The sequence below is a fragment of the Peribacillus sp. P4_B1 genome, from assembly GCF_056402395.1.
This window is the reverse complement of sequence record NZ_JBFUHM010000061.1, coordinates 1-25,958: the sequence shown is the minus strand read 5'-3', so window position 1 is coordinate 25,958 and position 25,958 is coordinate 1. Positions and strand designations below refer to the sequence as shown.

24 protein-coding genes are annotated in these 25,958 nt (G+C 40.3%); 9 read left to right on the top strand and 15 right to left on the bottom strand.

The window, feature by feature from the left end:
• Positions 1–400 precede the first annotated feature (400 nt).
• From AC1DVK_RS23300 to AC1DVK_RS23280, 5 genes are all read right to left on the bottom strand, one after another.
• The gene (locus AC1DVK_RS23300) at positions 401–1,591 is read right to left on the bottom strand and encodes a C40 family peptidase (protein ID WP_477627484.1); all 1,191 of its coding nucleotides are present in this window, start codon (positions 1,589–1,591) and stop codon (positions 401–403) included.
• Positions 1,592–1,974: 383 nt separating this feature from the next.
• Positions 1,975–2,811, bottom strand: coding sequence for a TIGR03943 family putative permease subunit (locus AC1DVK_RS23295; RefSeq protein WP_061461849.1), 837 nt, complete (start codon positions 2,809–2,811; stop codon positions 1,975–1,977).
• Positions 2,812–2,825: 14 nt separating this feature from the next.
• A complete protein-coding gene (locus tag AC1DVK_RS23290; protein ID WP_477627483.1) occupies positions 2,826–3,707 on the bottom strand; it encodes a permease in 882 nt (293 codons plus the stop codon).
• Between the two features lie 561 nt (positions 3,708–4,268).
• Positions 4,269–4,883, bottom strand: a complete 615-nt coding sequence (locus tag AC1DVK_RS23285) for a DNA-3-methyladenine glycosylase (protein WP_061461851.1) — start codon at positions 4,881–4,883, stop codon at positions 4,269–4,271.
• Positions 4,884–4,998: 115 nt separating this feature from the next.
• Positions 4,999–6,564, bottom strand: coding sequence for an MDR family MFS transporter (locus AC1DVK_RS23280; protein ID WP_089364689.1), 1,566 nt, complete (start codon positions 6,562–6,564; stop codon positions 4,999–5,001).
• Between the two features lie 262 nt (positions 6,565–6,826).
• Here AC1DVK_RS23280 and proC point away from each other — a divergent pair, with 262 nt between their 5' ends.
• Together proC and AC1DVK_RS23270 are read left to right on the top strand one after the other, a co-directional pair.
• The gene (gene proC, locus AC1DVK_RS23275) at positions 6,827–7,633 is read left to right on the top strand and encodes a pyrroline-5-carboxylate reductase (RefSeq protein ID WP_289320926.1); all 807 of its coding nucleotides are present in this window, start codon (positions 6,827–6,829) and stop codon (positions 7,631–7,633) included.
• 85 nt (positions 7,634–7,718) lie between these two features.
• Positions 7,719–9,086, top strand: coding sequence for an FAD-binding oxidoreductase (locus AC1DVK_RS23270; RefSeq protein WP_477627482.1), 1,368 nt, complete (start codon positions 7,719–7,721; stop codon positions 9,084–9,086).
• A gap of 249 nt (positions 9,087–9,335) precedes the next feature.
• On the opposite strand, the gene ald is transcribed toward AC1DVK_RS23270, so the two are convergent.
• The 6 genes from ald to AC1DVK_RS23240 form a co-directional block, all read right to left on the bottom strand.
• The gene (gene ald / locus AC1DVK_RS23265) at positions 9,336–10,469 is read right to left on the bottom strand and encodes an alanine dehydrogenase (RefSeq protein ID WP_061461855.1); all 1,134 of its coding nucleotides are present in this window, start codon (positions 10,467–10,469) and stop codon (positions 9,336–9,338) included.
• Between the two features lie 198 nt (positions 10,470–10,667).
• On the bottom strand, positions 10,668–11,489 hold the full coding sequence (locus AC1DVK_RS23260) for an EcsC family protein (protein WP_477627481.1): 822 nt from the start codon (positions 11,487–11,489) through the stop codon (positions 10,668–10,670).
• A gap of 48 nt (positions 11,490–11,537) precedes the next feature.
• The gene (locus tag AC1DVK_RS23255) at positions 11,538–12,797 is read right to left on the bottom strand and encodes a PucR family transcriptional regulator (RefSeq protein WP_061461857.1); all 1,260 of its coding nucleotides are present in this window, start codon (positions 12,795–12,797) and stop codon (positions 11,538–11,540) included.
• 153 nt (positions 12,798–12,950) lie between these two features.
• A complete protein-coding gene (locus AC1DVK_RS23250) occupies positions 12,951–13,949 on the bottom strand; it encodes an inorganic phosphate transporter (RefSeq protein ID WP_061461858.1) in 999 nt (332 codons plus the stop codon).
• A 15-nt stretch (positions 13,950–13,964) separates the two neighbouring features.
• On the bottom strand, positions 13,965–14,585 hold the full coding sequence (locus AC1DVK_RS23245) for a DUF47 domain-containing protein (RefSeq protein WP_061461859.1): 621 nt from the start codon (positions 14,583–14,585) through the stop codon (positions 13,965–13,967).
• Positions 14,586–14,814: 229 nt separating this feature from the next.
• Complete coding sequence (locus AC1DVK_RS23240; protein ID WP_061461860.1) at positions 14,815–15,813, bottom strand: inorganic phosphate transporter; 999 nt, start codon at positions 15,811–15,813, stop codon at positions 14,815–14,817.
• A 388-nt stretch (positions 15,814–16,201) separates the two neighbouring features.
• Between AC1DVK_RS23240 and AC1DVK_RS23235 the strand changes: the two genes are divergently transcribed.
• The gene (locus tag AC1DVK_RS23235) at positions 16,202–17,032 is read left to right on the top strand and encodes an aldo/keto reductase (RefSeq protein ID WP_410862788.1); all 831 of its coding nucleotides are present in this window, start codon (positions 16,202–16,204) and stop codon (positions 17,030–17,032) included.
• A gap of 491 nt (positions 17,033–17,523) precedes the next feature.
• Positions 17,524–17,778: a GlsB/YeaQ/YmgE family stress response membrane protein gene (locus AC1DVK_RS23230; protein WP_176432049.1), complete on the top strand. Its 255-nt coding sequence runs from the start codon at positions 17,524–17,526 to the stop codon at positions 17,776–17,778.
• A 122-nt stretch (positions 17,779–17,900) separates the two neighbouring features.
• Here the strand turns inward: AC1DVK_RS23230 and AC1DVK_RS23225 are convergent, their stop codons facing one another.
• Positions 17,901–18,818, bottom strand: a complete 918-nt coding sequence (locus AC1DVK_RS23225) for an RluA family pseudouridine synthase (protein ID WP_477627480.1) — start codon at positions 18,816–18,818, stop codon at positions 17,901–17,903.
• A 193-nt stretch (positions 18,819–19,011) separates the two neighbouring features.
• Between AC1DVK_RS23225 and AC1DVK_RS23220 the strand changes: the two genes are divergently transcribed.
• Entirely contained in the window at positions 19,012–19,431 is a 420-nt protein-coding gene (locus tag AC1DVK_RS23220) for a DUF5365 family protein (RefSeq protein ID WP_410862785.1), read from the top strand.
• 67 nt (positions 19,432–19,498) lie between these two features.
• Here the strand turns inward: AC1DVK_RS23220 and AC1DVK_RS23215 are convergent, their stop codons facing one another.
• Complete coding sequence (locus AC1DVK_RS23215) at positions 19,499–19,969, bottom strand: thioredoxin family protein (protein ID WP_061461864.1); 471 nt, start codon at positions 19,967–19,969, stop codon at positions 19,499–19,501.
• A gap of 91 nt (positions 19,970–20,060) precedes the next feature.
• A complete protein-coding gene (locus tag AC1DVK_RS23210; RefSeq protein ID WP_289320923.1) occupies positions 20,061–20,312 on the bottom strand; it encodes a disulfide bond formation protein B in 252 nt (83 codons plus the stop codon).
• Positions 20,313–20,604: 292 nt separating this feature from the next.
• Between AC1DVK_RS23210 and AC1DVK_RS23205 the strand changes: the two genes are divergently transcribed.
• The 3 genes from AC1DVK_RS23205 (at position 20,605) to AC1DVK_RS23195 (ending at position 24,772) form a co-directional block, all read left to right on the top strand.
• The gene (locus tag AC1DVK_RS23205; RefSeq protein ID WP_061461865.1) at positions 20,605–22,152 is read left to right on the top strand and encodes a carbon-nitrogen hydrolase family protein; all 1,548 of its coding nucleotides are present in this window, start codon (positions 20,605–20,607) and stop codon (positions 22,150–22,152) included.
• Between the two features lie 152 nt (positions 22,153–22,304).
• Complete coding sequence (locus AC1DVK_RS23200; protein WP_061461866.1) at positions 22,305–24,035, top strand: phospho-sugar mutase; 1,731 nt, start codon at positions 22,305–22,307, stop codon at positions 24,033–24,035.
• Between the two features lie 209 nt (positions 24,036–24,244).
• Positions 24,245–24,772 carry an NADPH-dependent FMN reductase gene (locus tag AC1DVK_RS23195; RefSeq protein ID WP_410862782.1) on the top strand — a complete coding sequence of 176 codons (528 nt, stop codon included), beginning with the start codon at positions 24,245–24,247 and terminating at the stop codon, positions 24,770–24,772.
• 117 nt (positions 24,773–24,889) lie between these two features.
• Here AC1DVK_RS23195 and AC1DVK_RS23190 read toward each other — a convergent pair whose 3' ends face one another.
• Positions 24,890–25,144, bottom strand: a complete 255-nt coding sequence (locus AC1DVK_RS23190; protein ID WP_061461868.1) for a YhdB family protein — start codon at positions 25,142–25,144, stop codon at positions 24,890–24,892.
• A 131-nt stretch (positions 25,145–25,275) separates the two neighbouring features.
• Here AC1DVK_RS23190 and AC1DVK_RS23185 point away from each other — a divergent pair.
• Positions 25,276–25,958 (top strand): M14 family zinc carboxypeptidase (locus AC1DVK_RS23185; RefSeq protein ID WP_477627479.1); only part of this gene is annotated, 683 nt, incomplete at its 3' end.

The following is a 25,958-nucleotide window of genomic DNA, read 5'->3' as shown; positions in this document are numbered from 1 at the left end:
ACTCAGGGCAAAAGTGTTTACCTAAAAGATAAGACAAAGTTGATTGGAACGGAAGGTACGAGACTCCTGCGGGAAAAGCGCGTCTAGGGGAGACCCCGCAGGCGAAAGCCGAGGAGGCTCCCCGACCGCCCGCGGAAAGCGAGTGCCTGGAGTGGAAATCAACGGCCAAATTGTACAACTCATAAAAAATAGACAAACTCGATTTTCCTCGAGTTTGTCTACAGTCTGAGGCCTTCCTATCGGAGAAGGCCTTTTTTTAATGGGAATATTGATAATGTAAAATGTTGGATCATTATCATGCGAAAAAGCGTGTTTGATCTTTTTTATCAAAACACGCTTTCCATTTGTTATAAAATTTTTTTTAAGTGAATGTTTAGCCAGCAATTGTTATTGCCATCATTTAATTAATAACACGGACAGCCTTTACAAAACTAGGTCCCCAGTAAGAATTGTTAATGTTAGCGTAGGATACACCTTTAGATGTGGAAGCATTCAGCATTTGACCGTTTCCGGCATAAATTCCTACATGATTAATTACACCATCATTATTGGTATCGAAAAATACTAAATCCCCTTTTTGAAGGGCTTTCAGAGATACAGCCGTACCAGCCTGTGATTGTGCCACTGAATTTCGAGGCAAGGAAATACCTGCATTTTGGAAAGCTCTTAATGTGAATGAAGAGCAATCAAATATGTCAGTACGTGAAGTGCTCGCACCGTAAACATACTTAGCTCCTAGGTATCTTGCGCCGGCAGCCAAAACTTGATCCGCTTTGGAAGAATAAGTAAATTTGGACGGTTTTTTAGATGCAGATGAAGATACTGATGCTTTCCCGGAAACACGGATGGATTGGCCTATACGAATACGATCTGAATTAGAAATATTAGGGTTTATTTTAAGTAAGGCACTAAGGGAAAGGTTATATCTGTTAGCGATGGTCGATAAGGAATCCCCTAGTTTAACCACATAAGTTTCTGTTGTATTTTTACTATTGTTCGTATTGTTGTTAAGGGTATTAACCTTCAAAACTTGACCGGGAAAAATAAGAGTGCTAGTCAAACGGTTTTCAGACTTTAATTGTTGGATAGTCATATTATTGACTCTGGCGATTTTTCCCAGGGTGTCCCCTGATTTGACTGTGTATGTATCACTTGAATTACTGTTTTTAGCCTTAGAGCTAGATGCAGGAGCTTGTCCGGAAACACGGATGGATTGTCCAATATAAATACGATCCGAATTAGAAATATTAGGGTTTGATTTAAGCAAGGCACTAAGGGAAAGGTTATATTTTTTAGCAATTTTAGATAAAGTATCCCCCAGTTTAACCACATATTTTCCGGTTTTGTCTATATTTTTATCCGTTTGCATGTTAAGGCTATTGACCTTCAAGACCTGGCCGGGAAAAATAAGGGCACTGGTCAAATGGTTTTGAGATTTTAACTCTTGGACAGTTGTATTATTAGCTTTAGAAATTTTATCAAGGGTGTCCCCTGATTTGACTTGATAAGAACCAGCATAAGCAGAATTTCCTGCCACAAGGGTACCTATTATAGTTCCTGCAAGAATAAAAGAGCTTTTCGAATTGTTCATTTAGGAAAGTTCCTCCTGATGTGGTAAAAAAATATGTAGCATTTATATTATAAGGCTATGAAATATAAAAAACATGACAATATAAAAAAAAAATTCATTTAGAAAATAAATGAAATTCGCCTTTTTCAGGTTATCCTGTTACAGGTAAATGTGGTCTAGTCACCTCGAGTGGGATTCAAGTGCAGTGAAATGGCACATTCGGATTATATTAATTGCAGAAAGTAGGTTGGGATGGTTCAAAGATAGTTTCAAAAATACAGGGTTTGGCCGTAGAAATGGATAACAAGTCTCCTTGAAATTCATTACATAAAATGGAGGTTTGGGGTCGGGTAATTAAAAAGAAAGGTAAGAATACATATCCTTACCTTTCCTTGATTAATTTTTTAATATTGTCTATAAACGTAGGGATCATCAGGTTCAACGATTTTGCTATGTGATGATACTTTGAGTATAGGAATGGTTTTTTTAAATGGCTGATAATAAATGGATTCCAATTCACCCGTCACGGAATACCACTCATCATTTTTAGGATGCATTCCTTCAGGAAATTCGATCAGCATACCGAATACCCCAGAGTCTGCGACACAGTGAATGACCCCAAAACGAAACAGGAATACCTGGTTTTTGGCTAGCTCATCTGAATTGTACGAAAATCCGGTTAACGTTATTTGTTTGCCGGCGAACTTTCCAGGGGAGTAATAGATGGCTTCTAAATCGGTAAGATAGTTTTTGTCGGTTAAATGAAGACTATCACGATCAGCCAAGCTTTTGAGCGAGTGATCCATTAAAGTTAAATAATCATCCTTGCCATAATAAAGACTCGTATCCGGCTGCAGAAATTGATGCTGGCTATATTCATCTGTGTCATCATACACGGGGAAATGAAATCCTTTTTTTTCAACGATATTGGAGTCCATTGTGGCAACAGGCAAAAAGAGGCCGGTTAAAATGGGAATTAAAAATAGCGTGTAAGTAAGGTTTTTTTTCCATTTCTTGTTTTCCTGGGAGTGATCATGCCCGCACTGACAATCCTCAGACTCTTCTTGATTTCCTTCTTTGATAAATATATAAGATCCCATTAAAGTGAACATAGCCAGTATATAGATAGCAATCTGTGAAACATAAGAATATTCCATATTAATGTATTTCGATATATTCCCTGAGGCGTGTAGATGCATGAATAAAAATGTAAGTCCAAGTAATATGAATAATCTTCCCATATAAAACACCCTCTTTAAGAAATAAACAATAAAGTTAAACCAAGGACGGAAATAAATATATAAGCCATMAAACATAAAACAAATTTTGTTTTGAATGTACCTAAAAGCATGATCGTATTTTTAATATCAAACATGGCCCCAAATACAAGAAAAGCAACTAGTGAAGAGGGCGAGAAGGTACTTCTAAAAGAACTTGCAACAAATGCGTCGGCTTGGGAACACAAGGACATGACATAGGACAAAGCCATCATGACTACATTCCCGGGTAATTTGCCTTGACCAATTTCTAGCAATAGGGATGTTTTCAAAAAGGTTTGAATGGCAGCTGCCAGAAGTGCACCAATGATTAGGTACTTTCCAACAGAAAAGAACTCTTCAATCGAGTGTTTAAACATCCCCGTTATCTTGTCTTTAAATGTATGTTTATTGTGATGTGTATGTTCGATATGTTCCTGTTTAAGCTGATTTGTCTTAAATTGAAAAGATAGGATGAATGCAATGATCAAGACGACCACCAATGCAATTCCACCACGATAGAAAACCATGCTCCAGCTATTACCAAACGCAATATAGGTGGAAAACAGGACGATCGGATTCAGAATAGGAGCAGAAAGCATAAAGGCAATGGCCGCTGAAAGAGGAACCCCTTTAGCAATCAAACGGCGGGTAATCGGGACGATCCCGCACTCACATGCAAGAAAAAAGACCCCTGCACCTATTGCGAATAGAACTGATAAGATCGGGTTTTTCGGTATAATCCTTGCAATCATCTCTTCTGACACAAACATTTGGATGATTCCAGATATAAGGACTCCCAGTAGAATGAAGGGAAGGGATTCAATTAGGATACTAATAAAAATTGTATTCATTTGCAAAAGGGCCTGAACGTTCATCATAAACCACCTTCCATGTTGCTGACTTAACTATATTAGATTCGTAATAGAAGGAAGTCAATTAATTATTACTAATGTAATAGGCTGGAAGTTGAACGTTTAGGTAAAAATTGTAAGTGGATTTAATTGTAATGTAACGAGTTATTTTGAAAGAAGAAAAGAAAGGGAAAAAGGAGACGGAATTGTGACAAGTTATTGGTTGTCACTAATAAAAGAAGGATTAATAATTACTTCAACTAACACTTTGTTCCTTGTGTCTTCGGTGGACTCTACATACATTCACAGTGCTTTCGTCCACGACTTTTTGGAATGGACTTCGAGATGCGGAGTCCATTATTTTTTCGGACTTTCCCCGCCGCCCATTAATCAGTCAGTCTGGGGGAGAACTCCCGGACTGGTGGGAATTACTATCTTCTTGGTAATTTGGATTGTCTTTTACTAAGCAGTTATTTCTTATGGACATAGAAAAAAATCCCCACAAAGTACTTGTGAAACATCCACAGAATACCTGTAGCCTTTTTCACCGTTCACTTAGAGGAGATATCATCACCGTGATTTTTCCTGTCATCCTTTTTTAATTAGGTTCTTGCGAGAGATAAACGGATTGTCGGTAACCCAAAAACGCCACGGATAATCTTTTGCTTCCCCGGAGTTATCAATTCCGACGCGCGGCCCGCTAGAAATGTGTTCGGGTTGCTTTCCGGCAGCAAGATATAGAGGAGGATCAGTAAAGGACCGACCATAATCAGCCATGGTGATGCCAAGTGCCTTGGTTAGCTTTCCAGGTCCATCCGTCCATTTACGTATATCGGCTATTCCGCGTCTTTCCTGCATTAACTCAAGCCCTGAATAGGGTTCCAAAGCGCGAATCAAAATGGCCTCCGGATTTTCAGGCCCGCCGCTTACAACATTGACAAGTGTATGTGTGTGCATGACGTATGTATAAATTAAACCGGACTCACCGAACATCACTTCCGTCCGTTTAGTCCTTCTATTTCCAAAACTATGTGCGGCCCTGTCAACCGGTCCCATATAAGCCTCTGTTTCAACAATGAATCCAGAAGCGGTTCCATCTGCAGTTTCTTTTACAATCAGGCAGCCGAGCAGGGATTTTGCCAGTTCAAGCGTAGGCTGATTATAAAAATCCGCAGGCAAAATTGAATGGTTTATCTTGTTCATAGTATCACTCCATTTAGTCTCTTACAGGTAAATTTCCCTTATCGATGAAAAAGAAACATAGAGTGCGGGAATTAAAAAGGCCGGCTGATATAATCAGCCGGTCCAGAGCATATTTTTAACCTATTTCCTTTTCGGTTTCTTGATCTCTTTTTATTCGGCCCGAACCCACGGAAAGTGCCACTAATATTCCGGCGGAAACAAAAAAGATACCTGTGACGAAAACACTGGAAAATGCACCGATCCAAGCATTTTCAATTGTTTTTATAAGGATATTACTGACTTCCGCCGGCATTTTAAGGTTTTCAGGATAAAGCATGATGTTGAATAACTTATCCGTTTTATCGGCTAGTGCTTTCAATGCCTCATGCAATACAGGGTTCTTTTGGCTAACGACCGCATCATCCATATTTTGCTGGAGATTATGATTCATGACGGCATTCAAAACCGTGATGCCCATCGTTCCCCCTATTGATCGGAAGAAGGTCGAAGCCGCTGTAACCGACCCTAGCTGTGATTTTGGAAATTCATTTTGAACGGCAATCATCAATGTCGGCATGACAAGACCCATACCGATCCCAAGGATAGCCATGAATGAGTACGCAGTGAATATGGTCGTACTGCCGTCCATCGTACTCATTAGGAAGAAGCCTAGCGTCGCAATGGCCATTCCATAGGTAAGCACTGTTCGAAAACGGAATTTCAACAGTAACCGCCCGCCAACGACGCTGGAAAGAATCAAACCGATCATCATCGGAGTCATTGTCGACCCTGCTTTTGTTGGTGAAACTCCAAGAATCCCTTGCATGAACAGCGGGACGAACATGATTGCCCCGAACATCCCGAGGCCCAGCAGGAATCCCAAAATACTTGTGGTGGCAAATACTCTATTTTTAAAAAGGGATAAATCAAGAATCGGTTCAACTGCTTTTCTTTCAAAAAAGATGAATAGGGTAATGAAGACAATGGTGCTGCCGAAAATCAAGAGAGACTCCAGTGATACCCATTCGAACTTATCACCACCGAAAGTCAAGCCTAGCAGTAAGAGGACAATACCAGGAATCAAGGTGAAAATGCCTAGATAATCGATATTCACTTTCTCTGTTTTTCGTATGCCTTCATGTTTCAACCCGACATAAATCAATATGGCAGATAGTAAGCCCGTCGGTACATTGATCAGAAAGATCCAATGCCAGCTGATATGGTCAACGATCAGTCCGCCCAGAAAAGGACCAATGACAGAACTTAAACCAAAAAGGGCTCCAAATACACCTTGCCATTTGGCCCTTTGTTCCGCAGAGAATATATCGCCGATTATCGTTTGGGACAAGGGCATGATCATTCCGCCGCCGATTCCCTGCAGGCCCCTGTAGATGATCAATTGCTCCATCGAAGTGGCAGTGGCACATAAAAACGAACCGATCGTAAAAATGATCGTACCAAGCAGATAAAGGGAACGTCTGCCATATAAGTCAGATAGCTTTCCAACAATCGGTACAACTGTCGTTGAGGCTATTAAATATGCAGTCGTTACCCATGCAAAGATGGTAAAACCATTCAATTCACCGATTATCGTCGGCATTGCCGTCCCGACAATCGTCTGTTCCAATGAACTGAAAAACATTCCAATGATCAATCCTGCTAAGACAAGCTTGGTATTAACCACTTTTTTCTCAATTTGCATACTATTTCTCCATTCCTTAATCTATATTCCTTTATTAGGTTGTGACTGGTAGGTCAAAATTATAAATCTGAAGTGACCAATTAGTCAACATTTTTTTTCGCAAAAAATGTTTCATGAAGGAGTGGGTTTTTTAAGGTAAAGGAGTAATTCGACCAGAATCCACTAAATCCTTCCTGATTAATACCCGCAAGCGTGTTTCCATTTACCATATCCGATATAATAAAAAGGAACATAGATGAACTTATGATTGGAAGTGTAAGATATGAATAAAAAAATCGGGTTTATTGGATGCGGTAAAATGGGGGAAGCAATGCTTGAGGGCATGTTGCATGCAGAGGTCATTTCCCCTGATGGAATCATGGTCAGTACAGCGAGTGTCGAAACTAAAACTAAAATCACCACGAAATATAAGGTTAAAGGAACCTTGGAGAATAAAGAGGTTGCCGGTTTTGCTGATTTTCTGTTTCTAGGGATTCAACCCTCCATGCATAAGCAGGTGCTTGAAGAAGTGAAGAACCATGTGAAAGATGATGCTGTGATCATTACAATGGCAGCTGGAATCACTATATCCCTAGTTGAGAATATCTTCGGGAAAAGAGTGAAGGTTGTCCGCACGATGCCAAACACCCCTTCACTTGTCGGTGAAGGCATGACGGCTATGAGCATTAATGATGAAATTACGGGTGCTGATATAGAGGATGTGACTGCACTGCTGAATAGCTTCGGCAAAACGGAAATCCTGCATGAAGATTTGATGGATGCAGTACCAGCCATCAGCGGTTCTTCACCTGCTTATGTATACATGTTCATCGAAGCACTGGCAGATGGAGGGGTCCGTGATGGCATACCAAGGAAACAAGCATACCGAATGGCAGCACAAGCTGTAATGGGAGCTGCTAAAATGGTACTTGAAACGGAAAGACATCCAGCCTCATTAAAGGATGATGTCTGCACCCCGGGTGGTTCAACGATATCCGCAGTAGCGTCTTTAGAGAGGAATCAGTTTAGATCCAGCATTTTACAAGCAATGAAAGCCTGCACGGATAAAACGAAAGGGTTCGGCAAGTAAGGAAGGATGGATTGCCTCCAAGCGGGCAATCTCCTTTTTTGAATATTATTATCTGAATGTTTAGTAAAAAAGAGGGGGATGCAGAATGAATGGCTATATAGAGGATCTAAGGAAGATACTGACGGAAGTACAAGTAACGGTGAATGAGACTTTATTGGAACAGCACAGCCATGACGAATCATATCATTCTCCGCATTTACCGGATATGGTCATATACCCAAGAGATACTGCGGAAGTCAGTGCAGTCGTGCGTTATGCGAATGAGCATGAAATACCGGTCATTCCATTTGGATTAGGATCAAGTTTGGAGGGGCATGTAGTTCCGGTCAAAGGGGGGATTTCCCTGGATTTGTCCTTGATGAATCAAGTATTGGAAATCAGGGAAAATGATTTCCTTGTGAAGGTTCAACCAGGTGTGACAAGGACGCAGCTCAATAAAGAATTAAAAAAATACGGTTTGTTCTTTTCCGTCGATCCTGGCGCCGATGCAACAATGGGAGGGATGGCAGCTACGAATGCAAGTGGGACGACATCGGTCAAATATGGGATTATGCGTGACCAAGTTAGGAATCTGGAAGTGGTTTTAGCAAACGGTGAAGTGATCCATACCGGAAGTTTAGCGACAAAATCATCTTCAGGCATTCATTTGAATGGCTTGTTTGTCGGCTCGGAAGGTACGCTAGCTGTATTTACTGAACTGACATTGAAGGTATACGGCATTCCTGAAGTCACCATGGCAGGAAGAGCTTCATTTCCAACCGTGGAACAGGCCGTATCTGCGGTTAATGGAATCATGCTTGCTGGAATCCCGATTGCACGAATTGAATTGGTTGATGCCGAGTCCATAAAAAAAGTTAATCAATTCATGGACAAATCCTATGATGTCAAACCAACTTTATTCCTCGAGTTTCATGGTAATTTTGCCGGACTGGAACAGGACATCAAGTTTGCCAAGGAAATCGTAAGTGATTTTGGAAGTGGGGATATCCAGTTTGAAACGGATTCAAAAGCACGGAATGCTTTATGGGAAGCCCGCCATAATCTCGCGTACGCATTCATTCACAGTGCCCCGGGTAAGAAACTGATGGTGACCGACGTAAGTGTGCCGCTTAATGAATTATCGAATGCCATATTGGATACAAGGGAGAAAGTCGAACAATCAAAAGTGGAGGGAGCGATTGTAGGACATGTAGGTGACGGGAATTATCATGTGTTGTTCATGATTGATCTAAATAATCCTGAGGAAGTTAATGAAGCGAAGAGGTTAAATGAAGAAATCGTTGAATATGCTTTAACGAAAGGCGGTACATGTACTGGTGAACATGGGGTCGGCCTTGGAAAATCAAAGTATCAGCGAAGGGAACATGGCGCAGCTTACGAAGTGATGAAAACCATCAAACAGGCATTGGACCCTAAAGGAATAATGAATCCTGGGAAAATTTTTGCGGATTAGAGAAATAGTCTATTATGGTAGATTAGTATAATATTAATCTTTATTTGTGAAAGGGCAGGAAAATCCGACCTTCATCCGAATAATTCGACCGAAGCAAAGAATAATCCGACCTTCATCCAGATAATTTGACCAAAACGAAGGAACATCCAACTTATTAAACGTTTGTACGAAAAGGGACATCTTCAAGGGGATTCCCGTCCAAAAAAATAAGAGTCCAGACACGATGTGTGTCTGGACTCTTATTTTTTATTAAGCGTTAATGTTATTTGGGTTTAAGGCGTTTTCAACACTTACGTAATTGTAGCCTAGGTCTGTTGCAACTGCTTCGAACGTGATTTCACCGTTTGCCACGTTGACGCCTTTTGCAAGTGCGTCATTTTCAAGGATCGCCTTGATTGCGCCTTTGTTTGCGATTTGCAGTGCAAATGGTACTGTTACGTTAGTTAAAGCAACTGTAGAGGTTTGTGGCACCGCTCCTGGCATATTCGCTACTGCGTAATGCACTACTCCATGTTTAACATAAGTAGGGTTATCATGTGTTGTTATGTGGTCAACCGTTTCAAAGATACCGCCTTGATCGATTGCAACATCGACAATGACTGAACCTGGGGACATCGATTTAACCATTTCTTCAGTAACGAGCTTAGGAGCTTTAGCACCTGGAATCAATACGGCACCGATTACTAAATCGGCATCTTTGACTGCTTCTGCAATATTATAAGGATTGGAGATGAGTGTAGTCAGTTCATTTCCGAAAATATCATCAAGTTGACGAAGGCGGTCAGGGCTTAAGTCAAGAATGGTAACATCTGCGCCTAATCCAATAGCGATTTTAGCTGCATTCGTTCCAACCATGCCTCCGCCGACAACAGCGACTTTACCACGTTTCACTCCAGGAACTCCGCTTAAGAGAATTCCTTTGCCACCGTTATTTTTTTCAAGGAACTGGGCACCGATTTGTGCAGCCATGCGTCCAGCCACTTCACTCATTGGTGTCAGTAAAGGAAGTGTGCGGTTCACTGCAACTGTTTCATAAGCAATGGCCAAGACACCGCTTTCTTTTAGGGCCTGAGCTAGTGCCGGTTCAGCCGCAAGATGCAAATATGTGAAAAGGATTAAATCCTTTCGGAAATATTTATATTCAGATGAGATAGGTTCTTTTACTTTCATGATCATTTCTGTGCTTGACCAAACGCTTGCAGCGTCCTCGACTATAACTGCGCCAGCCTCCTGGTATGATTCATTTGTAAAACTGCTTCCTAGACCTGCGTTCATTTCGATTAATACTTCATGCCCCGCATTGACTAATGCTACAACCCCAGCTGGAGTGATAGCTACACGGTTTTCATTGTTTTTAATCTCTTTTGGAATTCCTATTCTCATCTTAATCCCTCCAATAATATGTTTTACTATTTGTATCTCAAGTATAGTTGGAAAAAGAAACAGTTAGTATGTGGAAATCAGAAAAACGAAAAAGGTGTATTTGTGGAATTCCACAAATGCAGTTTCAATATAGATGGACTTACCAGGACCAAGGCACTTGATTCATATCATAAACGTGTGAAAATATAACGCTGAATTCTAATTCTTTGCTATAGGCTCTTGAATGCGCTCTAAAATCCGTCTTTTCTTATAAAGCATGATTCCCGTATCGGCCATATCGGCAATCATGGAACGATTGGTCAGGGCACCAAAGATAATTCCAGCAACCGGAACCATTTGCAGAAGCTTTTTCCAGCCAAACTGATCACGGTATGTATAAACGACTTCTCGCCATCCTTGCAGCTCGGATGCTATTTCCCTTTTTGTTTCTGAATCAGGCAGGTTCATTTTCGACAATTCATTTAATAGGACCCTTTTGCCGACAACATCCGAAGTTGTGAACTGCAGACATTTGACTATGAAAATACGCTCTTGGCGGTCACTGGGATTGAAGCCATAAGTGATGGCGATATCCTGAAGTGTTTTGATCGACATACCGAGAAGAAGGGGGATGTCGATAGCTATGGTGAAGATTCCACCAATACCGGTAGTGGCGCCTTGAACCGTTGCCAATTTGCTGCCTGAATTTTTAATTTCTTGACTAACGCTATCCATGATATGGAGGGGGATGCCTGAAACATCTTCCAGGGCAGTAATATTCACCTCGGGATTCTTGGCCCTTAGCTTACTTAGAATATGAGCTTCTTTCATTAGATATTTTCCACCGTTCTGAATGTAGCTGCCGATTTCATCAAGCATGACACCCAATTTTTTCTGAATGAAATCCGGTGTCAATTTGTCCAATAGTTTGAAGGGGATTCGCCCAATCCGTTCCCAAAACCATAGCCCTTTCTGATCCTTTTCCCATTTTTCTATGATCTTTAATTCTTTTTCAAGTTCTTCTTTTGTTTCAAGTTTCATATGATCAACCTTTCATCACACTTCTAGTATTCCATATCAAGGAATATATCATTGATTTTTCTTGAAAAATTCATCATATTGTTTAAGTTTTATGTTAAGAAACAGGGACATTTTTTGAATGGGATCTTTTAACCGGATGTTTCCCACTTCTGAGATTCGTTTTAATCGGTAATTCAATGTATTCACATGGATATGAAGATTTCTAGAAGCTTCATTTGGGTTGCAGTCTTTCTCTAGGTAGACAGTGAGTGTCTGCAGCAATTCCGTCTGGTTTTTCATGTCGTATGCTTTTAGCTTCAATATGGAAGGATGAACATGACGCTGTTTGTTGCTTGCGAGCGCTTCAATCATTTGAAACATGCCAAGTTCTTCATAATGTAAAATGAGCTTCATGTCATCAGGGAAAATATTCTTCATTTTCAGGGTGTATTGTGCTTCTTCGTAACTTGATTTAACATCCATTAAGTTTTTATACATATTGCCAGCCGTTCCAAGGATATGCTCAACACCGAAACGCCGTTTCATTTCCAGTATGAAAAAAGGAATGAAATCATATATAGATGCAGAAAAAGAAGGGCTGTTTTCCTGGTTGGCTCCTGCGAAAAGAATGAGCTTGTTATGGTCAATGGCAAATAAGGAACTGTTTATTTTTTGCGTAGTCGTTAACATATATGAAATGTAGCGTTCCACTTCGCGATTGATCTCTTTAGGAAATTCGAATACTAAAATGGAAAAAACCACGGGAACATGGATGGAGAATTTCGTGAAATTTTCATTTATTTCAGATTCTTCTTGGTAGTGTCCAGTCAACATGCGCCAAAGGAATTCTTGATGCCCAGCTTCTTTCCTTTTCTTTTTCAATTGCAATTGCTGTAATTGGTTTTTCGCTTCCTTGGCAGCGAATTGCAGGAATTTCATATCTTCTTCGGAGAAAGGTTCATTGACTTCCAAGGCCCAAATGAAGCCAAGGACTTCATTATTTTTCCGAATGGAAACTGCAGCCCTGTTACCAAGACCAACATCATTGATGGCCCCTATTTTAATGGGTGCATCTTCTTTCAATAAAGCTGGGATGAAACCATCTTTCCATAAACTGTTGATGACCTTTTCAGGTACACGTCTTCCGATAATGGTCATTATACGAGCCTGATCCGTAGTATCATCATGTGTGCTATATGCAAGTAAGCGGTGGTTACCGTCCTCGATTGTAATGGGGCAGCCTAAAACAGAACTGATTCTATCGGCAAACTCCATCATATCTCCATAAAGGTCTTTAAAAATATCTCTATTTTTTTCGAATTCCTTCATATTTATTTTGCCCCTCGCTTAAAAAAATTCCTTCTCCTTGAATTTTATACGATTTCTTATGAATAAGCATAGATAAATCCTTAAATTACAAGATGCTTTTTTGATGAAAACAAAAAATCCCTACCGATGTGAACCGGAAGGGATTTTTTTACATTAGAATAGGAAATTAATCAAAAGATAAATCAAACCTGCTAATGTTGCCGAGATGGGAATGGTAATGAACCAAGTGATGATCATTCTTTTAGCCGTTCCCCATTTTACGCCCTTTACACGATGGGCCGATCCAACTCCAAGGATTGAAGATGAAATGACATGGGTGGTACTGACTGGCATGTGTATTATGGTCGCGCCGAAAATGATAAAGGCTCCGGTTAGATCCGCAGCAACACCATTGACCGGCCGGATCTTCATAATTTTGCCGCCTACGGTTTTAATGATTTTCCATCCGCCAACGGAAGTTCCAAGTCCCATTGCTACCGCACAGGAAAATTGAACCCAGAAGGGGATTTCTGAACTTGTTGCATAACCATTTGCAATAAGGGCCATCGTGATGATACCCATCGCTTTTTGGGCGTCGTTCGTTCCGTGGGTATACGATTGAAGTGCTGCAGTAGCAATCTGTATAGTACGGAACCTTTGGTTTGTTTTTGTCAGGTTATTGTTTTTAAAGACGACTTTAAAGATGCTGTAAACGATAAACCCGATTGCAAAAGCAATTAACGGGGAGAAGATCAAAGCTTGAAGAATTTTCAAGAATCCTTCCCATTTAATGCCTGCGAATCCTGCTGCAGCAATTGCAGCACCTGCAATCGAACCGATCAATGCGTGGGAGGAACTGCTTGGTATTCCGTAATACCAGGTAAGAAGATTCCATATGATTGCGGCGAGCAGAGCTGCCAATATTACATATGAACCATTCGGAAGCGTGAACGGATCCACGATATCCTTCGTTATTGTCTTCGCCACTCCAGTAAATGTCATGGCTCCGACGAAATTCATGATGGCCGCCATGATGATGGCATGCCGAGGCTTCATGGCCTTTGTTGAAACAGCAGTCGCTATTGCATTGGCTGTATCATGGAAACCATTGATGAAGTCAAATGCTAAAGCAAAGAAAACGATTAATATTGTTAAAATTAATAAAGTATCCATTTATTGGGGTACTCCTTAGGCGTTTTTCATTATGATTGTTTCAAGGGTATTGGCCACTGCTTGACAATGATCGGCGATGTCTTCAAGGCTTTCGTAAATTTCTTTATATTGAATGATCCTGATTGGATCTTTTTCTACGGTAAACAAGTTTTTGATCGATTGACGTTGGATTCCGTCACAAACGGATTCAAGATCTTTAATTTTGATTGCATTTTCACGAATCATTGGCAATTTTTTTGTGGAAAGTGTATCGACAGCTATTTCAATCTCATATGTACACTCTTTGATTGCATCCACAAACTTAAGCATATACTCATCTGCATTGACAATTGAGTACATTTCGAATAATGCGGCACAGTGTTCCAAACCGTCTATGACATCATCCATTCTCATGGTTAATTCAAGGATATCCTCGCGCTCGATAGGAGTGATGAAGGCATTGTTCAGCTCTTTAATCACGTTATGAACCATTGAATCGCCTTTATGCTCATAGTCTTTCATCGTATCTGAAAATACTTTTAGATCGGAGATGTTTTTCAGTTTATAATCTGCGAAATAGTCAGCACCTTCTTTAAGATTTTGAGCGATGTTGAAAAGCATTACTGCGAATTTGTCTTTTTTTGATTTAAAAGCCATGTTAAAGCCTCCCAATTAGTCATGCAAATTTACGCACTTTTAGTCGTACGCTTAGTATTAACAAATTGATTGTAACGAATTCATGTAGTTTCAGGGAAGGTTTTTCGACGAAAATTTACAAAATCTTAATAAAACTTTACATACAAAAACAAGGATAAGTAAAAAATGGGAAACAGTTACACTTGCAAGCGTAGAAAAAAGCCTTTCCGATATGGAAAGACTCAAGATTTTATAAAAATAAAGCAATGAAATAATAAATAATTCCAGCTAATGAAGCGGAAATCGGCAAGGTGATGAACCAAGTGATCAACATGCTTTTAGCTGTTCCCCATTTTACCCCTTTAATGCGGTGTGCAGAACCGACCCCAAGTATGGAAGAGGAAATGACATGTGTCGTACTGACCGGCATATGCAGGAAGGTGGCACCAAAAATGATGCCTGCACCAGTTATATCTGCAGCAACCCCATTTACCGGCCGTATTTTCATGATTTTACCGCCAACCGTTTTGATGATTTTCCAACCCCCGATTGATGTACCAAGCGCCATGGCTATTGCGCAGGATAATTGTACCCAGAAAGGAACTTCAGAGGTAGAGGCATATCCATTAGCGATCAAAGCCATCGTGATGATACCCATGGATTTTTGAGCATCATTCGTTCCATGTGTATAAGACTGGATGGCGGCCGTGAGAATTTGTATTCTCCTGAATCGCTTATTGGTTTTTCCTAAATTATTATTTTTGAATACTACCTTGAAGATACTGTATACAATGAATCCAAGCGTAAAGGCAAGGATGGGGGATAGAATCAATGCCTGGACGATTTTAGTGAATCCACTCCATTTAATTGCATCGAAGCCACTCGCCACTATGGCAGCTCCCGCAATTGAACCAATGATTGCATGGGATGAACTGCTTGGAATGCCAAAATACCAAGTGATTAAATTCCATGTTATTGCCGAAAGAAGAGCAGCAAGGATAACATAAGAGCCATTGTTTAATGTGAAGGGATCAACGATATCCTTCGTAATGGTATGCGCTACACCAGTAAACGTCAGCGCTCCTAATAAATTCATGACCGCAGCCATGATGATTGCATGACGTGGTTTTAGAGCCTTGGTCGATACAGCTGTAGCGATGGCGTTAGCCGTATCATGGAAACCATTGATAAAGTCAAAGACCAAAGCAAAAATAATAATTAGCGCGGTTAAGATGAATATGCTATTCATACATGGAAGACTCCCTTAATTTCAAGTATGTAATGTAACTATGGATTGTGGCCAATAAATTGGCGCAAGACAGCTTGCGACTCCTCACTAATTAGAATGGAAGTTTTACGTTTGATTATTCTTTAAAGATGGCACCTTCTTTTTTACTTGGTTTAAAATCAACTATTCAATTGTAACGAATTTCATATCTATAAGGATAGAGGTTTCGTCATTTTTTTACAAAATAATTAATTTGGTGAAGGATTAAATAGGAAATTTTTCATTTTGTTATATATATTCAGGAGTTCATTTTCATTTTAGAACCCCATTTAATCCAGAGGCTTTTGGTTAGAAATAGAAGGTGGGTCGATGTATAATTGGTAAATAAAAGTAAAGGGGGAATGACTGAATGATTACAAATATTGGGGAAATGATCACTTTACATAATGGAGTCCAAATGCCACAAATGGGCTTCGGTGTATTTAAAGTTAAAAACGGCAATGAAACCGTTGAGTCCGTCAAGAAAGCGATCGAAGTAGGATATTGTGCAATTGATACGGCAGCCATTTATGGAAATGAAGAAGGAGTTGGACAGGCGATTCGGGAGTGCGGTGTGCCTCGTGAAAAATTGTTCATTACATCTAAAGTGTGGAATACGGAGCAAGGATACGAAACGACACTCAAGGCATTTGATGATAGTTTAAATCGTCTTGGCTTGGAATATTTGGATTTATACTTGATCCATTGGCCGGGTAAAGATAAGTATCTGGAAACCTGGAAGGCACTGGAAAAGCTTTATAAGGATGGAAAAGTGAAATCAATCGGTGTAAGTAATTTCCATGTTCATCATTTGGAAAATTTACTTGCAAACAGTGAAGTGAAACCGGTCGTCAATCAAATCGAATTACATCCACTTTTGACTCAAGTCGAAATTCGTGAGTACTGTGCAAAACATGAAATCAAGGTAGAATCATGGAGCCCCCTAGGCAGAGGAAATCTTTTGGAAGAGCCGACAATTAATCATATAGCGAAGAAGCATGGGAAAAGTTCAGCACAAGTGTTAATTAGATGGCATTTGCAAAATGATCTCGTCGTAATACCTAAATCGATTACGCCGTCCCGTATAGAGGAAAATGCACAGGTATTTGACTTTTCATTAAGCCTTAACGAAATGAATCAAATAGATGCCTTGAATAAAAATGAGCGGTTCGGAAGCAATCCAGATGAACTTTTGTTCTAAAGAACGTACTGCAACAATGTTGCAAATGAAAGGAGGGTGTCCCGATAAGGGGCATCTTTTTTCTTTTTTCTTAATGAACATATTTTAGACAGTTACTGCTTATACTAACTATGTGACAAAGTTAAAAACATATTATATACCCGTTCTTCAGGTGTAATACTCCTGTTTTCGTTACCAAATATTTTTTAAAAAAATCAGGTTTTAGTTTAATTAAACGGGGAAAATAATGAGTACAGCGGCAAACAAAAAGAAAAAATTCACTAACGCATTGAGGATTGTCCAATCAGTTCCTCAAGGGCTATAGCTAGCTAACACTACCTTATAACTAACACATTCACATTCATTAGATATTGTGCGTAATCGGCATTATACCATTTGAATGTAAAAGTTAAAAGAACTGAAAAAAGGGCATGACAATATGGAAGTGATGAGATTTCTTGAAGTCTGCTGTAGATATTAAAAATTAACTAATTTGAAGGAGGAAATATATTATGGGATTTTTATGGTCATTAATTATCGGAGGTATCATTGGTTGGTTAGCAGGTCTGATCGTTGGACGTGATGTACCATTTGGAATTATCGGCAACATTATCGCTGGTTTTGTTGGTGCATGGTTAGGTTCATTAATTCTTGGGCACTGGGGACCTACAGTAGCAGATTTCGCTATCGTTCCAGCATTGATTGGTGCAATCGTATTTGTTTTCATCTTAAGCCTTATCTTAAAAGGCATGAGAAAAGCATCTTAAATACAAAATAAAGCTGGCCCAGGTGGCCAGCTATTTTTTTAAAGTTAACCTTTATGATTTAGTCTATGATACAGATTAAACTGAAATGAAAAACACCGTTCCAATGGAACGGTGTTTTTCCATTATATGTGAAAATTGAATATTTCAGGTCGATCCAGGAAAGGAGCTTCAATAATCAATTTTTCCTCGGAAATGGGGTGGATGAATTCGATTTTTCGGGCATGCAGGGCTTGACGTGGAAAAGCCCTTCTTCCTCCATAAAGGGTATCTCCGGCCAAAGGGTGATTCAGATGGCTGAAATGTACCCTGATCTGGTGGGTTCGGCCGCTTTCCAAAGTACAGCTGACGAGCGTCAAGTTTTTCTTGGGATCGCGATTGAGCACCCGGTAATGGGTAACTGCGGTCTGACCTGAAGGGGAAACCCTTCGTCTCGTGGCATGGTGGCGGTCCCGGCCAATTTTTTCTTTGATTTCGCCTTCATCCTTTTTTATGTTTCCTTCGACTAAAGCAAGGTAAGTCCGTTTGATTTCCCTTGCTTCCAACATTCTATCCAGCATGGACCCAATGAGGCGGTTTTTGGCAAAAAGGACAGCACCGGTGGTATCTTTATCAAGCCTATGAATATGCTTAATCATACAGGTCTGGCCGGTTTGTCGAAGGTGGTGCGCAACTCCATTGATGAGGGAGTGTGCTTCACCTGGGAGAGAAGGGTGAGTATCCATCCCAGCCGGTTTATTGGCTATCAACAACAGGTCATCTTCATATAAGATGGATATTCCTAAGTCTGCCGTTTTAACAGTTTCATTTTCAGTTTGATCCAGCATGGGGATGCTGACCGTATCTCCTTCAGTAAGGACAGTTGACCATGTGACGGAATTGCCGTTCACTGTCACTTCTTTACTCATCCTCCACTCATGCACCAACTTCTTTGGGGCTTTCCACCGCTCCTTAAAAAGCTTTTCCAATGTTAATCCATTCCAGCTGTCCAGTACTTCTATTAATAAATGTTGGTTAATTATATTGAAATTTTCCAATTTCATTCCTACTTTCGCCTTGTTTGGTTGTGGTTAAATGAAAAAAATAACCTTTGACCTATTGCTAAGATTTTCGTGGTGGAAATTACCACATATTTTTTACAATTTTTATGTTATTCTATTGGGAAAGAAATCGCTTGTCCTAGAGTATACATATATTAGATAGGTCTAACGGATCTGAAAAAAGGTGGTTTTTTTAGTGAAGACGGTCTTTTCTTCAACTGAAGAACAAGAGCAAGAAATAGCGAGTCTCGTTTCTCGTTTCTACGAATCTGTATTTCCGAAATACTTTACGGAAAGTGAAATCCTTCATTTTCGTGAGATTGGCGTTTTGAAGCCGAATCAGGGTTCTTTTACTTACTTAGCAACATTAAGAGATGCATTTCAAGTTATGACATGTCTTCAAATCCTCATGTCGATATTGGATAAACAGAAGAGAGAAGATTGTATAGTGATGGAATCTAAGTCTGAAGAATTGTTCCAACATAACATCACTCTATTGAATGAATGCGGAATATTCTTCCCTTTTTATTATGACCATTTTTCACATATACATCATGAAGCGGGAAATGAGATGCAGATGATGGATATCAAGGTGGCCAATCAATATTTAGTATAAGTCAAAAAAAATGAACCGGCTATAACGGGTGAAGATTTCCGTTAGGGCCGGCTCATTTTTTTCATCCTTAATTAATATCGTGGTCCTCGAACCATTTCTCGAAGGTTTCCTCTTTATTAAAGCCAACGATCCGTTCTTGTTCCTGTCCATTTTTATAGTGAACGATGGTCGGCTCCTTTTTGATGCCATAATCGCTCCAGCCTTGTTCAAACTCCAAAAGGTTGTATTGAACTAGATCGATTCCCAACTTTTCTGCCAAAGGTGCCACGACGGGTGTGGTTTTTTGACTGATCGAATTCGAAGGACTATAGAAATAAACGGTCACATCTTTATTATCTTGAAGGTCCTGCTCCAATTCTTCAGGCAGGATCAAGTTTTGATAATTGGGATCATCCAGTTGATCGACAGTAGCTGATTTGAGCTTATCTTTGCCGTATGGATTTCCTTTTGTTTTTTCTTCTTTTTTCATGTTTGTAAAAACGCCGAGCAGGACAAATAGCGCGACGATTATTACTAAAATTATAGCCATTTTCTTCATTAAGCTGCAACCTCCTTGGATCTTGTCCATACGATGTAACTGCATATAAAAATAATGACGAATGCAGTCAAGGCTAGGAATGGGATAGTAATTAAACCCAATACGTTAATATATTGTCCTGTACATGAAACCCTTCAGCATGCAAGGGTGTGGTCAGAAAGGATGAGACCTTTTGTATCAAATTATGGTAAGTGGAAATGAATGCACCCGATTCGGATAGTATCATGGTATAAAAGCTGATCCAATAATCTTTTCGAATGATTGCAATTCCTAAAATGATTGTAAAAGGATACATGATGATCCGCTGATACCAACAGAGCGAGCATGGTTCATATTGCTTCATTTCAGAAAAATATAAGCTTCCTGAAAAAGCAATGATGGAAGCAGCCAGGCTACAAACATAAGTTTTCCACACTGCGTTTTGTATTGTTCATGGTTCCTCTTCCCCATCTCTTTTTGCTCTCATGAAAAGTATAGTATGTATGGACTGCGTCTGTAAAATATATATTCTTTTTCTGGGACATTAAGAATGATTTTACCAATAGAATTTTGAAAAGCTTGGATAGGTTCAGTTGTTTTAATTTTTGAATAAGGGGTATAATTCTTACGGAAGAGATTAAAGGAGTCTGAGAAGAATGCCAAATTTAGACCTGCATAAATATGAAAAAATAATGGAAATACGTAATATGAGGCTAGGAGATATAGATGAAATAATTGCTCTACAGTCGAGTTGCTTTCCTGGAATGGTTCCCTGGAAGCGAGATCAGCTTGAGAGCCATCTGGCGATTTTTCCAGAAGGACAGTTTGTGGCTGAATATGATGGTAGAGTGATTGGCTCATGTTCCAGCCTCATCATTAATTTTGACGAATATGATGATCGCCATACATGGGATGATGTAACTGATAATGGATACATCACGAATCATAATCCGGACGGTTATAATTTATATGGAATCGAGGTCATGGTCCATCCTAAATTCCGCAGGATGAAAATTGGTCAAAGACTATATGATTCAAGGAAAGAACTTGTTGCCCAATTGAATTTAAAAAGCATCATTATAGGCGGCAGGATCCCCAATTACCATAAACATGCGGAGGAATTGCTACCAAGGGAATATGTCAAAGAGGTGCAATTGCATAAAATATATGACCCAGTCCTTTCGTTCCAGCTTTTAAATGGCTTCACGCTAATGAGGATCAATCCGAATTACTTGCCGGATGATCTGCAATCCAATAAGTATGCCACTCTCATGGAGTGGAATAACGTCGATTATCAGCCGAAAACAAAACGTTATTATAAAACATCCGAACCGGTGCGGATCTGCGTCGTACAATACATGCTGCGTAAAATCGATTCATTCGAGGACTTCGCGAACCAAGTTGAGTATTTCACCGACGTGGCTTCGGATGCTAATGCGGATTTTGCCGTATTCCCGGAATTGTTCACTACCCAGTTGATGTCTTTCTTAAATGAAAGATCACCAAGCTTGGCTGTACGGAAACTGTCCGATTTCACGGAGCAGTACATTGAATTGTTCACCACTTTAGCAGTAAGGTATAACGTCAATATCATCGGCGGTTCCCATTTCGTAAAAGAAGATGATGATAACATCTATAATATCGCTTATTTATTCCGTCGTGACGGGACGATTGAAAAGCAATATAAAATTCACATCACACCGAATGAAAGAAAATGGTGGGGCATCAACGCTGGTGACCGTGTTCGTGTCTTTGATACGGACTGCGGGAAGATCGCGATACAAATTTGTTATGATATTGAGTTTCCGGAACTTGCCCGGATTGCTACCGATATGGGGGCAAAAATCATATTCACTCCATTTTGTACAGAAGACAGGCAAGGCTATCTGCGCGTTCGTTATTGTGCCCAGGCCCGTGCTGTGGAAAATCAAATTTATACCGTCATCTCCGGAACGGTGGGGAATCTGCCTCAAACGGAAAATATGGATATCCAATATGCTCAATCGGGAATCTTCGCTCCATCGGATTTCGAATTTGCACGTGACGGCATAGTCGGAGAAACCAGCCCGAACCTTGAGATGGTCCTGATTGGCGATGTTGATTTGGAGATCTTACGGCGAGAACGGCAGTCAGGTACTGTAAGGCAATTGAAAGACCGCCGCCATGATATTTATAAACTGCATTATCAAAAAGGCGGAAAATAAAAGGTATACGGGCTCGTGATGTGATGAACGCTGATGCGGTTCTATTCATTACGAGCCTTTACTTCATTTATTGGAATATATATGATAATTTTGTATATGTAAGCCAGCTACATAATAATAACAAATAAGGCGTTTGGGAGGAGATGTTGGAGATGGATTGGAAATCTTTATACACCACTTGGGCAGGGTACCAGAATTTAAATGGGGAATTACGTGTCCTCCTTGAGGAAATGCAGCGGGATGAAGCAAAACTCGAAGATGCCTTTTATAAGAATTTAGAATTTGGAACAGGCGGAATGCGTGGGGAAATCGGAGCTGGAACGAACCGGATGAATCTTTATACTGTAAGGAAGGCAACGGTTGGGTTGGCCCAATATATCTCTTCGTTTGGGAAAGAGGCAAAAGGAAGAGGGGCTGTGATTGCATATGATTCGAGACATAAGTCTCCGGAGTTTGCACTTGAAGCAGCTAAAACCTTGGCGACATTTGGGGTGAAGGCTTATTTATTCGATGAGTTGCGTCCGACACCAGAATTATCATTTGCCGTTCGCGAGCTGAATGCTTTTGCTGGAATTGTCATTACGGCAAGCCACAATCCGCCTGAATATAATGGTTACAAGGTTTATGGACCAGATGGGGCACAATTGCCACCGGAAGCAGCGGATCAAGTGATCAGCTATGTGGATGCCATTGAAAATGAGCTTGAAATTCAGGTTGAAGAAGCGGAAGTTCTTAAAGGGCAGGGCCTCATCGAAATGATTGGGGAGGAATTGGATGCAGCATATAATCGAGAGTTGCTCACTGTTCCCGAGAATCCAAGGCTTGCCGAGGAAATAGATGTGTCAATCGTCTTTACGCCGCTTCATGGAACGGCAAATAAATCCGTCAGGCGGGCACTGCAAAGCTTAGGGTATCAAAATTTGCATATAGTTAAGGACCAGGAACTGCCAGATCCTGATTTTTCGACAGTCAAATCTCCAAATCCAGAGGAACCAGCTGCATTTGAAATGGCAATCGAGCTTGGAAACAAAGTGGAAGCGGACTTATTGATAGCAACGGATCCAGATGCCGATCGGCTTGGAATTGCTGTGAAAAACGAGATGGGTCAATATGTTGTCCTGACTGGAAATCAAACAGGCGCCCTTTTCCTTGATTATTTACTGTCCCAGAAAAAAGAAAAAGGGGATATTCCCCAAAATGGAGTCGTCTTAAAAACAATCGTCACCTCGGAAATCGGGCGGACGATTGCGGAGTCCTATGGCTTGCAGACGATTGATGTACTTACCGGGTTTAAGTTCATCGCCGAGAAAATAAATCAGTATAACGAAAGCGGGGAACATAGCTTTCTGTTCGGATATGAAGAAAGCTATGGTTATCTGATTAAAGACTTTGCACGTGATAAAGATGCCATTCAAGCGGCTGTGCTGGCTGTTGAGGTCTGTGCTTATTATAAAAAGCAGGGTTTGACGCTTTATGAAGGGTTACTGAATGTGTTTGAAAAATATGGATTCTACCTAGAAGGGTTGCGTTCATTAACTTTAAAGGGCATTGAGGGAGCGAAACAGATTCAAGGAATCTTGAATCAATTCCGTCAAAACCCGCCTGCTCGTATAGCTGGAATCGCGGTGGTCGTTGAAGAAGATTATCAAAGCAGCAAAAAGCGTACGTTACTTTCCGAGGGTGAAGAACTGATCGAGCTTCCGAAATCAAACGTATTGAAGTATTTCCTTGAGGATGGTACATGGGTATGCCTCCGTCCTTCAGGTACTGAACCGAAAATTAAATTCTATTTCGGTGTCCAAGGTAAATCAATGCCAGAAGCTGAGTCCAAGTTATCGGGAGTCATGGCAGATTTCATGGGCAAGATTGAAGCGTTAGTTTAAAGGTATGAAAAGCTAAACGAAAGATTTCCGGTCTTTCGTTTTTTTCGTGTAAAAGTATCTTAAAGTGGCCTCTGGGAAATTTGAATGAGCAAAATTCAAGGAAATTCGGTTTCGGTTTTGGTATACTGTATTGGCAAGTGACCTCGGAAAACATCGGTAAAGTATTGAATTTAGAGTGAGCGGCAATAAGGGATAATGGAGGAATATTCATGAAATTAGTAATCATTAATGGTTCACCACGTAAACAAGGGCGTACAGGGATAGCCTCACGCTACATTTCCAAGAAATACGGAGCGGAACTTATTGATTTAAGCAATAGTGAGATCCCTTTATATTCAGGTGAAGGTGAGCAATATCAATTGGAAGTGATTCAAGGTCTTCGGAAAAGCATCGGTGAAGCGGATGGCGTGATCCTGACCACTCCGGAATATCATGGTTCCATGAGTGGAGCTTTGAAAAATGCCTTGGATTTTCTAAGCAATGAACAATTCACGCATAAACCAGTCGCTTTATTGGCTGTCTCCGGCGGAGGAAAAGGTGGGATCAACGCCTTAAATTCAATGAGAACAGTGGGCCGCAGCCTTTATGCAAATGTGATCGCCAAACAATTGGTTCTGGATCCACATTGCTTCGATTATGAAAATGATGGTTTACTTGAAGAGTCTGCCGTACTTGTGGAAGGTTTACTTGAAGATCTTAAAATGTATGCAGCTGCGTATGCAACAATAAAAAAATAATGAAATGAGGGTCAGGTATTTTCATACCTGACCCTTCCTTGTTTTATAGGGTTCACCAGCCAAAGTCAAATCCCCGAAAATCAATCTTCTTGTATAAATTTTCCCGTTTTGCAAAAACTATAGTTGATTTAAGCTTGGAAGTTCACTTAAATAATCACTTGTTTTTTCTGCCGCATGATCTAGATAACGAAGCAGCGCATACAACTGGGATTGAACAATTTGGTAATCATGCTCAAACCGGTATGCGTGCAAAAAATGTTCTATTTTTTTTGAAAGAAAATGATCTTTCGTCCGAACCATCAATACTAACAAGCTGTCCCAATCAGAACGGTGTGTGTGAAACAATGCCTGATCATAATCCGCAATCCTCATGTAGTTCTCCCCCTTAATAAGGAGCTATTTGTATTTTGTTCAGATCGGACTGAACATTTCCTTACAATAAGTGGTGATGTATTTGGACCGCGGTTGTTGCTTTTTACCTGAATAAAAAAAAAGGTGAGTACATGAGAGAAATAATGGTAATTGGAGTAATTGTCCTGCTTTTTTTTCCTGAAACCACACTCGCAGAAGAGGTGTATTCTCCTGAGCGGATGGAAATGGATCTGCAAGGAATCCAACACCAGTATGAATTGGACGTTCAAATAATCGGTCAAACTGAAAAGGGAAAAGATATAAAAGCAGTCAAGTTAGGAAAAGGAAAAAAATCGATTTTGTTTGTGGGGTCACATCATGGGCGGGAATGGCTCAGCTCCAAACTTTTAATGAGCATGCTTGAAGACTATGCAGCCGCTTATCGAGCGGGCAAGCCTGTTGGAGAATACCCGTCGGGAGCATTGGATGAAGTTAGCATCTGGTTCATCCCGATGCTTAATCCAGATGGAGTCAGCATCCAGCAAGGAGATTTATCAAACTTAAATATACTTGAAAAGGCAGCAGTATGGAAAATGAACGGATATAGCAAGAATTGGTCGCGATGGAAAGCCAACGCCAAGGGCATTGATTTAAATAGGCAGTATCCGTCTGGATGGAAAGAAGTCATGAGTCATGAAAAAAACCCATCTTATCAATTTTATAAAGGGGAAAAACCACTTGAAGCAGCTGAAGTTAAAGCGCTTGCGGATTTTACAAGGGAAATCGATCCCCTTCTTGCTGTTGCCTATCATACCTGCTGTTGCCTATCATACCT